The sequence below is a fragment of the Bradyrhizobium sp. UBA2491 genome, from assembly GCF_002341725.1.
Classification (GTDB): Bacteria; Pseudomonadota; Alphaproteobacteria; order Rhizobiales; family Xanthobacteraceae; genus Bradyrhizobium.
The window spans coordinates 58,827-72,930 of record NZ_DDOP01000017.1; the positions used below are offsets into that span (position 1 = coordinate 58,827).

Annotated in this window: 14 protein-coding genes; 2 read left to right on the forward strand and 12 right to left on the reverse strand. The window is 65.7% G+C overall.

The genetic code is table 11. From position 1 onward, the window contains the following. Positions 1-12: 12 nt before the first annotated feature. The 12 genes from B2W55_RS05570 to B2W55_RS05625 all read right to left on the reverse strand — a co-directional run bounded on the left by B2W55_RS05570 (position 13) and on the right by B2W55_RS05625 (position 10,799). Complete coding sequence (locus B2W55_RS05570) at positions 13-1,389, reverse strand: cytochrome c peroxidase (RefSeq protein ID WP_024584714.1); 1,377 nt, start codon at positions 1,387-1,389, stop codon at positions 13-15. After that, positions 1,386-2,171: an EfeM/EfeO family lipoprotein gene (locus tag B2W55_RS05575; protein WP_024584713.1), complete on the reverse strand. Its 786-nt coding sequence runs from the start codon at positions 2,169-2,171 to the stop codon at positions 1,386-1,388. The genes B2W55_RS05570 and B2W55_RS05575 overlap by 4 nt, the downstream gene beginning before the upstream one ends. Before the next feature lie 446 nt (positions 2,172-2,617). Continuing rightward, the gene (locus B2W55_RS05580; RefSeq protein WP_244468606.1) at positions 2,618-3,259 is read right to left on the reverse strand and encodes a hypothetical protein; all 642 of its coding nucleotides are present in this window, start codon (positions 3,257-3,259) and stop codon (positions 2,618-2,620) included. Then, complete coding sequence (gene gspM / locus B2W55_RS05585) at positions 3,259-3,819, reverse strand: type II secretion system protein GspM (RefSeq protein ID WP_024584711.1); 561 nt, start codon at positions 3,817-3,819, stop codon at positions 3,259-3,261. Before gspM ends, B2W55_RS05580 begins: the two co-directional genes overlap by 1 nt. After that, a complete protein-coding gene (locus B2W55_RS05590) occupies positions 3,816-4,889 on the reverse strand; it encodes a PilN domain-containing protein (protein WP_024584710.1) in 1,074 nt (357 codons plus the stop codon). Before B2W55_RS05590 ends, gspM begins: the two co-directional genes overlap by 4 nt. Next, positions 4,889-5,803: a general secretion pathway protein GspK gene (locus B2W55_RS05595; protein ID WP_024584709.1), complete on the reverse strand. Its 915-nt coding sequence runs from the start codon at positions 5,801-5,803 to the stop codon at positions 4,889-4,891. The genes B2W55_RS05590 and B2W55_RS05595 overlap by 1 nt, the downstream gene beginning before the upstream one ends. Beyond that, positions 5,803-6,510 (reverse strand): PulJ/GspJ family protein, encoded by a 708-nt coding sequence (locus B2W55_RS05600; RefSeq protein WP_024584708.1) that lies wholly within the window; start codon positions 6,508-6,510, stop codon positions 5,803-5,805. The genes B2W55_RS05595 and B2W55_RS05600 overlap by 1 nt, the downstream gene beginning before the upstream one ends. Next, the gene (locus B2W55_RS05605; protein WP_145987244.1) at positions 6,507-6,917 is read right to left on the reverse strand and encodes a prepilin-type N-terminal cleavage/methylation domain-containing protein; all 411 of its coding nucleotides are present in this window, start codon (positions 6,915-6,917) and stop codon (positions 6,507-6,509) included. The genes B2W55_RS05600 and B2W55_RS05605 overlap by 4 nt, the downstream gene beginning before the upstream one ends. Continuing rightward, positions 6,892-7,356, reverse strand: coding sequence for a type II secretion system protein (locus tag B2W55_RS05610; RefSeq protein ID WP_024584706.1), 465 nt, complete (start codon positions 7,354-7,356; stop codon positions 6,892-6,894). The genes B2W55_RS05605 and B2W55_RS05610 overlap by 26 nt, the downstream gene beginning before the upstream one ends. Before the next feature lie 15 nt (positions 7,357-7,371). Next, positions 7,372-7,890 carry a type II secretion system major pseudopilin GspG gene (gene gspG / locus B2W55_RS05615; RefSeq protein ID WP_024584705.1) on the reverse strand — a complete coding sequence of 173 codons (519 nt, stop codon included), beginning with the start codon at positions 7,888-7,890 and terminating at the stop codon, positions 7,372-7,374. A 16-nt stretch (positions 7,891-7,906) separates the two neighbouring features. Continuing rightward, on the reverse strand, positions 7,907-9,118 hold the full coding sequence (locus B2W55_RS05620) for a type II secretion system F family protein (RefSeq protein WP_024584704.1): 1,212 nt from the start codon (positions 9,116-9,118) through the stop codon (positions 7,907-7,909). Between the two features lie 4 nt (positions 9,119-9,122). After that, positions 9,123-10,799 carry a GspE/PulE family protein gene (locus tag B2W55_RS05625; RefSeq protein WP_024584703.1) on the reverse strand — a complete coding sequence of 559 codons (1,677 nt, stop codon included), beginning with the start codon at positions 10,797-10,799 and terminating at the stop codon, positions 9,123-9,125. Positions 10,800-11,133: 334 nt separating this feature from the next. Between B2W55_RS05625 and gspD the strand changes: the two genes are divergently transcribed. Further along, positions 11,134-13,515, forward strand: a complete 2,382-nt coding sequence (gene gspD, locus B2W55_RS05630) for a type II secretion system secretin GspD (RefSeq protein ID WP_168200247.1) — start codon at positions 11,134-11,136, stop codon at positions 13,513-13,515. 76 nt (positions 13,516-13,591) lie between these two features. Beyond that, positions 13,592-14,065: a tetratricopeptide repeat protein gene (locus B2W55_RS05635; protein WP_024584701.1), complete on the forward strand. Its 474-nt coding sequence runs from the start codon at positions 13,592-13,594 to the stop codon at positions 14,063-14,065. The last annotated feature ends 39 nt before the right edge of the window (positions 14,066-14,104 follow it).

Sequence of the window (14,104 nt, forward strand, 5' to 3'; positions counted from 1 at the left end):
AGGAATGCTCCGTCAGTGCTGAACGTGCCTGGCGCGCATCACTTCGCGAAGCGCAGCGTAATGCTGATCATGGACGTCCTGGTTGAACAGCGACCATGGCTCGGCGCTGGCGAGCAACGCCGGAACGGCAGCTGCCGTGAGATTGCGATAATTCCTGAACTCAGCGGCAGCATCTGCGTTGCGTCCAGCTGCGACGGCCATCTCGATTCGCCGCAGCGTGAGCACCAGCTCCTTGAGGCCGTTGCGCGCAAGCACGCGCTGTTGCTCGCCGCCTGATACGCTGGTGTTCTTTCGATCGGGATACTGCTCGGTCAGCTCGCGCAATTCGCGGCCGATCGTGTCGACCGCAAGCGCAACTGTATCCTTGTCGCCAGCAGGAATCGCAGTCGCGAGCACCGAGGAGAAGTCGTTGATCTCCTTGAGCGTCGCACCGGCACCGTCGCGCTCATAGGGCTGGACGCCGTCGCCCACCGCCGTCAGGTAGGCGATGAGGTCACCCTTGTCCTGCGTCGACAGGCCGAGCTGGAAAGTCCGGTCGAAATAATCGACGACCTGGTTGAAATTGTCGAAGCGGCCGTCGTGAAAATACGGCGCATTGAAATCCGCGTTGCGCAAGGTCGGCGTCTTGAACAGACCGCCTGAACCGACGTCGTGCTGCTGGTGATCGACGAAGCCTGCCGACGGAACGTGGCAACCCGCGCAGCTCAGCGCAGGATCGTGCGGAAACGGCCTGGAGAACAACGCTTCACCGCGACGCTCCGCATCGGTGATCTTGCCCGCCAGCCGCCCCGCCGGACCAAGGCTCGGGTTGGGCAGGAAGTCGATGTCGTGCAGATAGGCCACGATCGCATCGAGCGTTGCCGGCGACGGCTCCGGTCCGGCGAACTCGCTGGTGATGACGTTGCGGACGAAGTCACGCAGCGAGGCGAACCGGCCATCGGCGCCGTAGGGCGCAAGATAACGCGTGCCGCGCAGGCTCGGAATCCGCACCGGGTCGAACGCCAGATTGTTGGCCTTGGGATTGAACAGCGGCCCGGTGGTGTCGAACGTGCCGGGCCGGCTCGACATTTTCGGCATGAAGAACTTGGAATTGTTCGCGCCGTTGACATGACAGGTGCCGCAGCTCACGCCGGCCTGCCGAGCCACCTCGCCGAGCAGTCCCGGCGAATTGAACGCGAGATCACCGAGATTGACGAGATAGGATTTGCTGCCGGTACGCTCGGACTGGAACACCTCGCGCGGCTTGTCCAGTGCATCCTCGTTCAGCTCCGTTGCAACCGGCAACACGGTCTTGTCGCCGTCGACCGGGAAGGCAACCGCACGCCCGAGCAGTGCAAGCGCGATGACGCCGGAGAGCAGCACGGCCAGGCACCTGTGAAGCGATTTCATCGCGCCTGGGCCTCCAGGGTCGGCCGCTGCAATCCGAGCTTGGCCGAAGCGCCCTGTAGCGCGATGACCAGTTCTTCGCTGGTCTGGCGCAACGCAGCAGTATCGACATGCGGCAGGTCGGGCGTGGCGACGATCGCGTCGAGCCGCTTGATCCGGCTTGTCACCATCTCGTCGAGTTTGCCGTCCACCGCATTGAGCGCCGCGGAGAATATCGTGCGATAGGCGAAGTCGATGCCGGCGATGTTGTTGCGCATATCCTCCAGCGAGGTGCCGCTGATGCGTGACTCGCCACCATCTGCCTTGCTCTCACCGACCTCGTAGGCAAGCCGCACCGTACCGTCCAGCAGGCCCTGCGGCGTGAGCTTGATATCGTTCAGCTTGCCGTGGAGGTCATTCAAATGTTCGACGAGCCCCGTCGCATCGGTGCCGACGTCGGTGCTGCCCGCCCCGAACAGCTTCGCTTCGATGGCGTGGAAGCCGCTATCGGCGTTTGGCCAGGCGTCGATCTGGGCGTCGAGCTCGGGCACAAAACCCGCGGTGAACACCTCCGAGCGCTCCCAGCCGGCGCGTGCCGACAACCAGGCCTTCCTTGCACCGGGCAGATCCGCCGCAGCGGCGCGCGCACGCAGCGCACGCGCGCCTGCCAGTGCGCTGGCAACGCCCTCGATCAGATACGGCCGATAGCGCTCGGCGCCCTCCTCGAGCGTGCCGGCATTGGCGGCGCGCACGTCTGCCAGCGTCGCCAGCAAAGCCAGGCACGCCGCCACTCGCATCTTGTGCATGGTCAGCCCACTCATCTGCCGCGAAGGGTTCGCGGCATGTAGCGGTGCGAACTATTGTCGGTATCCTATGCGGATTTGTGACAGCGCGGACTTTTTGTCGCATCTTTTCTGCTTCGATGTTGTCGGTGACGATCACGATCTCGCACACCCATCGCACGGCGATTGATCAATCGAAACGAACTGTTCAACACGCACGAGTCTGTTGCAACAATGGACGTGCACGCGTCACACTTGTCCCGCCACCATGCAGATCGACCGCGAAGCTCTCTATTTCATTGGAGCTTATGGAGCGCTTTGCATGTTGTGCCGTGCGGCGGCGCCGATCGATGCTCGCCACGGCATCATTCCCGATTGGCTGCGATCGGGTTGGATCGTTGTTTGGCCGGATCCTTCGAGCATGATCGTTTTCGGAAAGCCACTTCGCGCTTGTCCGGATCATGCTCGCGTCACATCTGGCGCCGCGCCGCCAGCGGCCTCCGTTCCGTACTGACTGGAACGAACTGGACATCGCCGTTCGCTTCGCCGCCGGGCTGCGGCAATGCGAGCACCGCGCCCTGCTCGTCCTTCTGCATCGTGGCTTCGCGTCCATTGATCGAGCGCAGCTTCCACCCCTGGAAGTCGTCACCGACCTTCAGCCGCAACGCGGTCTTGTTCGATTGATCGAGGAATATTCCGAAGCTCGCGTCATCGCCGGTGATGGTACCGACCAGCGACAGCGGCGGTGGCTCGACCGCAACCTTGCGCGGCGGCGGCAACGGTTTGCTGACTTCCGGCTCGGCGACGGCCACGGGCGGCGGTCGCCGCGACGGCGAGAACACCGGACGATCGCGCGTATTGGACAGGGTCTTGAGCGGGATGCCCCACAACGGGTTCGCACTGAGCGGCCGCGGCGTCGGCGCCGGCGAGGGTGCCACCCGGACCGACGTGACGGGCTCGGATGGCGGCGGCGAGGTCAGCACCGGTCCACCGAGGCGGGTATCGTCGAGCAGTCCGGCATCGAGTGCATCGCCGGACCGGTCAGGCACGGCGGCAGGAGCCAGTTGCGTCGACACGGCCCACAGCAAGATGATCGCCGCGAAGCGTTGCATCATCTGGCTCCCCGCCACTGTCCGGACACGCCGAGCAACACGCGCAGCTTGCCTGGATCGCCGCCCTTGGCCGCCTCGTCGGCGACCGGTTGCACGACCAGTTGATCGATGAACAGGAACGGCATGCCGGCTTCGAGATCGTAGAGCACCTGTTGCAACTGCGCCTGTTCGATCTCGCAGCTCGCGACCATGCTGATGAAACCGGCCTTGGCCGGTACGTTCGGAACCTCGAGCTGCGTCGACAGCACGTTGCCGCCCGCCTTGATCACCGCGCCCGATACGCGTTGCAGCAGGGTGGCGCCGGCAACCGTGACGGTCGCCCCCTCGAGATAGGCGGACCCGGCCGGCATGGCGGGTTGGCCGGCGGCATTTGGCCTGGAACGCCCCTCGAGTTGCTCCAGCATCCCGGTCGATGCCGCGACATCGCTGCGCAGGCCCACGAGATCGGAGAGCGAGGAGATGACGACGAAGAGCAGCAGGATGAACAGGCCGAGGTAGCTTGCGGTAGCGACCAGCGGCGAGGTGCTGACGGTTGCGAGCGATCGCGATGCTGCACTCATGTGCCGGACCCGAAATAGGCTGATATGTTGGCTTCGACGTGGAACCGCTCCGCCGATTCATTCGCGGCGCGCGTGGTCGGCGCGAAGAAGGTGGCGCGGGTGAACTGCGGCGACTGCTCGAGCAGCCGAATCAGGGATGGTGCATCCTGGGTCATGCCCACCACCTGCACCTTGTTGCCCTCGATGCGCAGCTCGGTCACATAAGTCGTGTCGGGCAGCACGCGCGAGATCGCTTCCAGAACCATCACGCTCGACGGTGTCGTCTGCTTGCGCTTGGCCAGTAGACCGAGACCGGACCCGTCGCCGTTTGCGTCGATGCGAAGCGCGGCACGGCGCTGCGAGATGCGGTGTTGCAGGTCTTCCTGCCGCGATTGCAGCCATCCACCGAGATAGACGTTCAGCAGCAGGCATACTGCGGCCGTGGCAGCCGCCGAGACCAGACCAACACGCAGCAGACGCGGGACCGCCGGTCCGGCGAGGCCGCGCAGCGGCCGGTCGAGCAACGTCACCAGCAGCGGCACGCCGTCGCCGCCGGTCGCCGGCGCCGAGACCGCAATCGAGGCGGCACCGAGCGTCTTCGCCAGCCGGAGCAACGGATCGACCTTGGCCGCAGCGGTCGCGCCGAACGCGACCTCGATGCGGTCGTTGGCGATCGGCTGCGGCGGTCCCCAGCCGAACACGGCGTCGGCGGCGGTCCAGGGTGTCAGCCGGTCGACCTGGGCGCGGATCATGCCGTCGAGGAAGTCGCCGGCCTGGCTTGGGAAATCGAGCACGCGGCTGACGATGTGATCCGATCGCAATCGCGCCTCGATCCGGCAACCGTCGAACGCAGCCTTCCAGTCCGCCGAAAGCTGCGGCAGCGGCGCATCTTGATCGAGCCGGAACGAAACCGGGGCAGCGAGCGCGCCATCCTTCGCCTGCGCGATACGCGCGGTGAACGTTCCGTCGGCATTCTCGTCGAGCTCGACGCTGCGCCGGCGCATGAACCTGCCCGCGACGCCGTCGACGGTGACCGCGACCGCGCCGATCCATTGTTCAAACCATTGTCGTGCCTCGGCAAGCATGGCCATCAACCTCTCCCGCGAGGCAGAACCGGACTTCGCGGCTCGACATCGTTCTGCCAGGACAACACACGATAGGGCTCGACCTTGTCGCCGAGCGCGATCACCGCTTCAGACGTGGTGCGGTGGCCATTGCGGAATCGGATCGAGATCGCGATCCGGTAGCACGGGCTTTGCGCGGTCGATACCGCGCCTTGCTGGGTTTGCGTCTGCGCTGCGCCGGAGATGGCATCAGCGGCGCCGGTAGACCTCCCGAATCCGTCCTGCGGCTTCCCCGACGCGCGATCCATCGCAAGGACGACTTCCGGCGCGGCGATCTTCGGATCGACATCCGCGCCGCCGTTGAACACCGTGACGAACGGCAGCGCGCGATCGACCAGCGCCTCGGGGATGCCGGCGACCAATGCCAGCTCGTTGACATGGGTGAGCAAACCCTGGCGCGGCGAATAGCCGAGCGCATTGTAGCGCGCCGCCTCGACATTCTCGCTGCCCGGCGTCGGTCGGGTGCGCCAGCCGACGATCCGGTCGGCGTATTCGGAGGCCGCGTCCTTGTCGGCGCCGAGCACGACGAAGAGTGCGCTCATCATTTCCTTCGACGCGTAGTTGAGGTCGATGCGGCCCGCCTCCGACGTGAAGGTCACGCCGATGCTGGCGTCGTCCAGCCCGAAATGAAACGCACCCTGCCGCGGTCTGGTCTTGTCATCCGTCAGCGTCAGCTGATACGCGGTGAGCTCGAGCCCGGCCGACACCAGCGCCTCGGTCTGCAACGATATGTCGCTCGCCGCCAATGCCCGCGCCGATGCGGCGAGATAGGCCGAGAAGATGATCGCCAGCGACGACAGCGCCAACAGGATCCAGAGCACCGCGACGATGACGAAGCCGCGATTGGCCCGCAGTCGACCGATATCGCCGAACGCGCCCATCACGTCTTCCCCTGATCGGTCGTAGTACCGGAACTGGCCTTGTCGCCGCAATTGCCGTCCGGCTTGGTGCAGTCGCTCGGAATCTGGACATGAAGCGGCGCGATGGTTGAGACCGACAGGACACGCTGGCTCGCCGCGTCGCGGACGGTCAGCCGGATCATCGTCGGGAGTTTTTCCGCATCCTTCCATACGCTCTTCCAGCTTCGATCGGTGCCGGCATAAGCGAACGACAGGCGATAGGGCGCGCGCAGCAGCACGACCGGGCTGCCGAGATGCACCTGCTCCGAGAGCGACACGCCGTCGGCCAGCGGGGTGAACCGCGCCTGAGAGCGGACCGTGACGAACTCACCGCGATCCCTGGTCTCGCCGAGCCGCACCACGTCGAGCCCCGGCCCCGCATTCGGCCCCACCGCTGTTCGTACGAACGTCACCGACAATTCCGATCCGTCGAACAGCGGCTTGTGGGTGTCGCGGTTGGCGGCGACGAACTCGGCCGCGGCGAGATCGGCGCCGATCCGTTCCAGCGCGATCCCGATCAGTTCGCTGCGCTGGATGCGGTCGAGCCCCCTGTTCCAGCTCGGCAGCCATTGCGCCGTGATGCTGGCGAGCGCCGACAGCAATAGCCCCATCAGTGCCAGCGCGACGATGGTCTCGATCAGCGTGAAGCCGCGCTCATGTCTCCACCGTGCTGCGCTTGCCGAAATCATTCCGACGACCTCGGCATCAGGCGCACGGTGCGGATGTCGGACAACGCGCCGCCCGGCGACTTGACGCGAATCCTCACCAGTTCCGGAGCCCACGGCACGTTGCCGTCGGGCACCTTCCAGTCACCACCGAGCGGACTGACATCGACGGTCCAGCGGAAGCCCTCCGCCTGCCCACTCGTCGTACCCGGCTGCAATTCCGCGCGAGGCGGAATGCCGACCGTCATCAATGTGCGCACCTCTTGCATCAGCGCCACATGCTGCTCCATCGCCCTGACGCCGCGGGTCTTGACGCCCATGACGGCGCCGATCGCCACGATCGACACTGCGACCAGCGCCAGCGCCACCAGCACCTCGATGATCGTGAAGCCCGCATCGGCGCGGTCAGTTGGTGGCGACGTCGCGAGCAACGATTTCAACCCTTCCGGTGAGCCAGTTGACGCGAATCTCGTATCCCGCATCGAGCCGCGTCAGCGCGATGGAGCCGCCGCAGGAACCGCCATTGGCGAAGAACCGGATGGTGGACAGCGCGGCATGACGCTGACAGCTCTGCGGCAGCACCGCATCGAGCCGCACGTCATCGGGGATCCGCACCGTCATGCGTGACGCGCCGGAATGGATCACCCGGCTCGCGGCATCGACCAGCGTCGCAACGCTGCTGCTGCGCTCGATGGCCGCATTCCGATCCGCCTTCAAGAGCGTCGCGGTTTGCAGCGCGTAGGCCTGCAACCGCGATCGCGAGGTCTGATGCGGAATGAACGGCAGCAGCACCGCCGCCAGCAGCGCAATGATGGCGAGCACGCACACCATCTCGAGCAGGGTGAAGCCGCGCTGCGTGGCGAGATTCATGCGTGCCGTACGCCCTTACTGCTGGTCGGTGTTGGCGGCGGTCGCCTTCTCGAGCGAAATGTCGGCGGAGGTGCCGCTGCCGCCCTCCTGGCCGTCGGCGCCGTAGGAGACGATGTCATAGGGCCCGTGCTCGCCCGGCGAGCGATAGATGTAGGGATGATTCCAGGGATCGTTCGGAACGTTGCCGCCCTTCAGATACGGTCCGTTCCAGGCCGCGACACCCGGTGTCCGCCGCACCAGCGCCGCAAGCCCCTCTGCCGTCGAGGGGAAGCGGCCGGCGTCGAGATAGTACAGGTCGAGCGCACTGGAGAAGCTCTGCAACTGGATGCGCGCGGTCTTGACCTTGGACTCGCTGAGATAGTTGAGAACCCGCGGGCCGATCAGTCCCATGATGAGGCCGATGATCGCGATCACCACCAGCATTTCGACCAGCGTGAAGCCCGCCTGCCCGCAACGCCCTGCTCGCTGCGTGCGCGCCCGGCCGCGTCCCGCTCGGATGGATAATGTCTCGATGATTGCGTTGCGCGATTTCATGGCCGATGATCCCTGCTTAACCGACGAGTTGCGTGACCGAGAGCAGCGCCGTCATGACCGACACGATCAGTCCGCCGACCACGGTGCTGATCGTAATGATCGCCAATGGACCGACGATGCCCACGACGCGGTCCAGGCTGCGCTGCAATTTTGCTTCGTAGAATTCCGCCACCCGCCCGGCGAGCACCGGCAACTGCCCGGTCTCTTCGCCGAGCCGCAGCATGCGGACCGCCATCGGCGGCAGGCTGTCTGCCACGGCGAGCGCTTCCGACAATTTTCCGCCGTGGCGGACCCGGTCCGCCGCCGCGGTCCAGTTCGCCTCGCTCCCGGTCACCGACATGATGTCGACCAGGATGCGCAACGCGGCCGTCAGGTTGACGCCGCTGCCAAGCAGGACGCCGAGATTGCGGCAGAACAGGCTGGCGCGATAGAAATGGAAGGCGCTGCGAATGCCGGGAATCCGCGAGATCCCATTGACCAGAGCCGCGCGTACGCGCGCCTGCCGCAGCAGCCACCATGCGATGGCGATGGTAGCGGCAGCGGTCAGGCTCGCCGCGGTCGCATTGGCGCGGAGGAAATCCGACACCGCGATGAAATTGGCCAGCGCCGTATCCGACTTGCCGCCGAAATCGCCGAGCACGGTCGAGAATTGCGGCAGCACGAACAGCAGGAAGAACAGCATCACGCCGGATGCGGCGACCAGCACGAAGGCCGGATACTGCATCGCGTCGGTCAGCTTCCGCCGCATCTGCTCGGAGCGCGCGCGCTCGGTCCCCAGCATCTCCAGCACGGAATCGAGCGTGCCGGAGATTTCTCCGACCCGGACCAGGGCGATGTACATCGGCGGGAACAAAGCGGGATGATCGGTCACGGCATCGGCAAAGCTCTCGCCGGTGAGCAGCGCCGCGCGCATCTTGGCCACCACCGGACGCATCCGGCCGACATCGGCATCGCCGGACAACAGCTCCAGGGCATCGTCGAGCCGCGCGCCGGCCTTGAGCAGCAGCGCGAGATCCCGCGTGAAGGTGGTGACCTCGGCGGCACTCGGCCCGCCGAACAGGCTGCGACCGCCAACGGAGTTGGACGCACGCTTGTCTTCGGTGGTCTCGATCGGAAGCAGCTTGAGATATTCGATCCGCCGCGCCACCTCGGCCGCGGTCGGAGCGGAGATCGTGCCGTTGACGATCTCGCCGGCCTGGGTCAGGGCGCGATAGCGGAAATTCGGCACGGCGTCACCGCACCGTCGCGACGCGGAGGACCTCGGCGGGCGAGGTCAATCCTGCGCGGCATTTGGCAACCCCGTCATCGAGCATCGTGGTCATGCCCGCCTGGATCGCCATCGTATCGATCTTCAACCCGTCGGTTCGCTCTCCGATCAATTCGCGCAGTTCATTCGACAGTTCGAGCAGCTCGAACGCACCGAGGCGGCCGCGATAGCCGGTGCCGCCGCAGCGCTCGCAGCCGCACGGCTCCTGGATGATCTCGCCGGCCCGGAACCCGAGCGCGGCGAGCCGCGGGTCCTCGGCAAAATCCGCTGCCGCGAGCGGCCGCGGCGTCTTGCAGCGTTCGCACAATTGCCGGACCAGACGCTGCGCGATCACACCGCGCAGCACCGAGCGGAGCAGATAGCCTTCGACCCCGAGATCGAGCAGCCGTGGCACCGCGGCAGCCGCCGTCTCGGTATGCAGCGTGGTCAGCACCAGATGCCCGGTCAGCGCCGCGTGGATAGCGACATGCGCGGTTTCGGAATCTCTGATTTCACCGACCATGATGACGTCGGGATCCTGACGAACGAACGAACGCAGCGCGGTCGCGAAGGTCAGGCCGATCGCCGGCTTGATCTGGGACTGGTTGACGCCGGGGATCTCATATTCGACCGGGTCCTCGATCGTCAGGATCTTGCGGGTGGGCTCGTTGAGGATCGACAGGATCGTCGCCAGCGTCGTGGTCTTGCCGCTGCCGGTCGGTCCGGTGATCACGATCATGCCGTGCGGCAGCTTCAATAGCCGCCGCAGCTTGGTCTCGTCAGGCTCCGAGAATCCGAGTTTCTCGACCACCAGCAGGCCGCGATCCTTGGGCAGGATGCGGATGACGGCAGATTCGCCGTGCTGCGTCGGCATGATCGCGACGCGGATGTCGATATCGGTACGCCCGGCGCGCAGCCGCGCCGCGCCGTCCTGCGGCAGGCGCCGCTCGGCGATATTGAGATTGGCGATGATCTTGATGCGGGAGACCACCGCCTGCGGGAGCACGCCCGACAACGCCGCAACCGGCCGCAGCAGGCCATCGATGCGCAGGCGCACCATCAGGCCGGCGGCAAACGGCTCGATATGGATGTCGCTGGCGCGGAGCTCGACCGCCTTCTCGATCAGATCATTGACCGCGCGCACGACAGGCGCGCCACTGGCGAGATCGCGCAAGCTCTCGATGTCGTCTTCGCGGGGAAGCGCCGTCGCCGTATCGGCGGTCTCGGTTTCCTCGGCGCTCGAGGAGTTGTTCAACGCGATGGCGACGTCTTCCGACGACGCCACTTTCACCTGAATGCCCGCACCAAGCACGATCTGCGCCGCGCGCAGCGTTGCCTGATCGGTCGGATCGACGACCGCGAGGACCGTGCTTCCGTCGGCTACCCGGCACGGGAACACCATGGTCTCGCGCAGGAAACGCGGCGAGAACGATCCGACGAGCGGTTCGGCCGATGTCATGTCCTGAAGCGTCAGGCGACCGAGCGCAAAGAAGCGCCCGGCTTCGTCGGCGAACTCGGTCGGCGAGAGGCTGGTGACCTCCCACAGCTTCATTTGCCTGACGTCGGCGCCCTGCCCGGTGCGGTCGGCCGCGCCATCGACCGACGCAAGGTGATTGTTCTGGCGGAGATAATCCACGAACCGAACGGACAGGTCGTTGGCCATTCTCGATATCCCGCCACGCTATCCTGGATCAGTTCGCGCCGAGGCACCGGCGCCGTTCGGCTCCCGTCAACTGCGCGGTTATCGGCTCGAAGTATGACAGCTGTGCGAAGTCACACCGGCTTCCGCCGCTCTCAAGAAACTTTGAGATGAGGATCGGACACGCCAGCGACGCTCCGACGGCTGGATGAGATTTGGTGCAACGCGTTGCTGAGGTCGCCAACGACAATCATGTAACCAATTTATTTCTGTCATGTTCGATCGATAAGAGTCCCTTTGGGGTGAGACCGATCGTCGCAAGCCGTCGAAATTTCAGTTAGTCAGAGTAAGGGCCTTCATGCAACGCGTAGGCACAGTGGGCCGCTGCCCGACGATCCGTGGCGGCCTCGCAGCTATTCTTGCTTTGACGTCGCTGGGGTTGTTGGCGTCCTGCAATTCAGCGACGGTCAGCGAAAGCGTGGACGCGTCGCAGGTCGACGTCACCGACAAGGTGCGCTCGCTGGATCTGCTGCCGCGCCAACCACAGCCCGTAGGCGCGCTGGCGGCGACGACCGGAAACCAGAACGGCAGCGTCCGCGCCGCGATGTACGACGGCAGCGAGGTGACCGGTGTCGCGGACGCGCGGCCGCAACCGGCATCGAATGGCAATGGCTTCGATCTGAATTTCGAGAGCACGCCGGTGGCAACCGTCGCCAAGGTCGTGCTCGGCGATATCTTGCATGTCGGATACACCATCGACCCGCGGGTGCAGGGCACGGTGAGCCTGGTGTCGGTCCGCCCGGTGCCGAAATCCGACATGGTGTTCGTGCTCGAAAACGCGCTCCGGCTGAGCGGCGTCGTGCTGCTCAAGGACACGGCGGGTTACCGTCTGACGCCGCTCGGCGACGCCGTCGGCGGCGGCCGCGTCGATGCGGCGGCAGCCAACCCGGAGGCTGGTTTCGGCGTCTCGGTGGTCCCCCTGCAATATGTATCGGCGCAGACCCTGCTGAAGCTGACCGACAGCTTCGCCACGCGGGCCGGCTCGGTTCGTGCCGATACGGCGCGCAATCTGCTCCTGATCCAGGGCACCGGCGCCGAGCGACGCACCGCGGTCGACACCGTGCTCAGCTTCGACGTCGACTGGATGCGCGGCCAGTCAGTCGGCATCTTCCCGATCTCGAGCGGATCGCCTGCGCCCGTGATTGCCGAACTCGAAAAGATCGTCGATTCCGGCGAGAACGGCCTCAGCCAGAACGTCGTCAAGTTCATGCCGATCCAACGCCTCAACGCGGTGCTGGTGGTGACCAAGAAGCCGGAGATGCTGCACACCGCGGCGACCTGGATCAAGCGGCTCGACCGCAACGACACCGCGCGAACCACGGTGCATGTCTATCGCGTCAAATACGGCGATGCGCGCCAGATGGCGCGGGTGCTGACCGACATGTTCCTGGGCGGATCGTCCGGCAACCTGCTCGACAGCGCCGACAGTCAGCTCGCGCCCGGCTCCGGCACCTCGTCGACATCGAGCGTCGCCGATCGGCTGTCGCTCAACAACAACAACGGCTCGAATTCCAGCATGGGCGGCTTCGCCTCGCGCGGCACGTCGGGGACGGGCGGGACCGGTCAGGGCCTCGGCCAGGGATTCGGTGCCGGCGGTCAGTCCAACAATCCCAACAACCAGGGCCAGGGCAACAATGCGGCGCTGGATAGTGGCCGCGGTGCCAACGGCGGCAACGGCCAGCCCGTGATGCAGGACGTGCGGATCACGCCCGACGTCGTGAACAACAATCTCTTGATCTATGCCGACCAGGCCAACTACCGCATCATCGAGGCCACGCTGGTGCAGATCGACGAACCGCAGCTCCAGGTCGCGATCGATGCGACGATCGCCGAGGTCACGCTCAACAACACCTTGTCCTACGGCGTGCAGACCTATCTCACCAGCCGGAGCCTGGGCCTGAAGCCGAACGTCGGCTCGTTCACCGGCACCCAGGCCACCACGGCGCCCGCGACCACCACGGACGCCACCACCGGCGCGGTCTCCGTCGCGGGTTCGGTCACCAATGCCTTCATCAACCGTGCCTTCCCGGGCTTCAACTTCCTGATCGGGTCCGAGACGCAGCCGAGCCTTATCCTGGATGCGCTGCATGCCGTCACCAGCGTCAAGGTGCTCTCCAATCCGTCGCTGGTCGTGATCAACAATCAGGTCGCCACCTTGCAGGTCGGCGACGTGGTCCCGGTATCGACCGGCAGCGCCACCGTGCTGACCACCAGCAACACGGTGGTCAACACCATCGACTATCGCAACACCGGCATCATCCTGCGGGTGTCGCCGCGCGTCAGCATCAACGGCACGGTACGGCTCGATATCGAGCAGGAGATCAGCAACGTTCCGACCAACAGCGCAAACAGCCTGACCCCGACGGTGTCGGAGCGCAGGGTCAAGAGCCAGATCGCGGTCGCCAACGGCCAGACCGTGCTGCTGGCCGGCCTGATCAGCGAGCAGCAGAGCGGCAACCGCAATGCGCTTCCGGTGCTCGACCAGATCCCCGGCCTTGGCGATGCCTTCGGGCACCAGAGCAACGCCACCCAGCGCACCGAGCTGATCATCTTCATCCGCCCGCAGATCATCCGCAACGGTTCCGACGCCCAGACCGTCGCCGAGGAGCTCCGTTCGAAGCTGCGCGGCAGCATCGCCACGACAACGACCAATGCGCCGATCACCACCAGCTATCATTGAGCGGAGCAACAGCATGCGCCGCACGCTCGCGCTCCGGACAACCATCTCCGCGTCGCTCGCCGTCGTGCTTTGGGCGATGACCGCAGCGGTCGCGAACGCCGACAGCGTCGCCCGCGGAGCGGCCGCCTTCCACCACGGCGACTATGTGAGGGCGGCCCGGGAGCTTGCACCTGCCGCCGAGCGTGGCAATCCAAGGGCCCTCGGCCTGCTCGGCTTCATGTATGAGCATGGCTTCGGCGTGCCGCAGGCTTATGAAGCCTCGGCCGATCTCTACTATCGCGGCGCCGCGCAGGGCGACCCGTTCGCGCAAGCCCAACTCGGCCTGATGTACGACAAGGGCCACGGCGTTCCGACCAATTTCGTGCTGGCGTACAAATGGCTCAACCTGGCCGCGGCCCGCACCGGCGGTCGACAACGCGACGCCTATCTCCGCTACCGCGATGCGGTCGCATCAAAACTCTCGCAAAACGAGATCGTCGCCGGCCAGCACTTTGCATTGGGATGGGTCCCCGGCCCGCCGGTGCCGGATGTCCATCTCACGATCAAGTAGCCGCCGATCGGAGGTCGAGGCGGGGGACAGCGCGACCGC

What these genes read in the sequence shown, in the direction of transcription:
- B2W55_RS05570 (WP_024584714.1), bottom strand. Translation starts at nt 1,389, where the DNA reads ATGAAATCGCTTCACAGGTGCCTGGCCGTGCTGCTCTCCGGCGTCATC.
- B2W55_RS05575 (WP_024584713.1), bottom strand. Translation starts at nt 2,171, where the DNA reads ATGCACAAGATGCGAGTGGCGGCGTGCCTGGCTTTGCTGGCGACGCTG.
- B2W55_RS05580 (WP_244468606.1), bottom strand. Translation starts at nt 3,259, where the DNA reads ATGCAACGCTTCGCGGCGATCATCTTGCTGTGGGCCGTGTCGACGCAA.
- gspM (WP_024584711.1), bottom strand. Translation starts at nt 3,819, where the DNA reads ATGAGTGCAGCATCGCGATCGCTCGCAACCGTCAGCACCTCGCCGCTG.
- B2W55_RS05590 (WP_024584710.1), bottom strand. Translation starts at nt 4,889, where the DNA reads ATGGCCATGCTTGCCGAGGCACGACAATGGTTTGAACAATGGATCGGC.
- B2W55_RS05595 (WP_024584709.1), bottom strand. Translation starts at nt 5,803, where the DNA reads ATGGGCGCGTTCGGCGATATCGGTCGACTGCGGGCCAATCGCGGCTTC.
- B2W55_RS05600 (WP_024584708.1), bottom strand. Translation starts at nt 6,510, where the DNA reads ATGATTTCGGCAAGCGCAGCACGGTGGAGACATGAGCGCGGCTTCACG.
- B2W55_RS05610 (WP_024584706.1), bottom strand. Translation starts at nt 7,356, where the DNA reads ATGAATCTCGCCACGCAGCGCGGCTTCACCCTGCTCGAGATGGTGTGC.
- gspG (WP_024584705.1), bottom strand. Translation starts at nt 7,890, where the DNA reads ATGAAATCGCGCAACGCAATCATCGAGACATTATCCATCCGAGCGGGA.
- B2W55_RS05625 (WP_024584703.1), bottom strand. Translation starts at nt 10,799, where the DNA reads ATGGCCAACGACCTGTCCGTTCGGTTCGTGGATTATCTCCGCCAGAAC.
- gspD (WP_168200247.1), top strand. Translation starts at nt 11,134, where the DNA reads ATGCAACGCGTAGGCACAGTGGGCCGCTGCCCGACGATCCGTGGCGGC.
- B2W55_RS05635 (WP_024584701.1), top strand. Translation starts at nt 13,592, where the DNA reads ATGACCGCAGCGGTCGCGAACGCCGACAGCGTCGCCCGCGGAGCGGCC.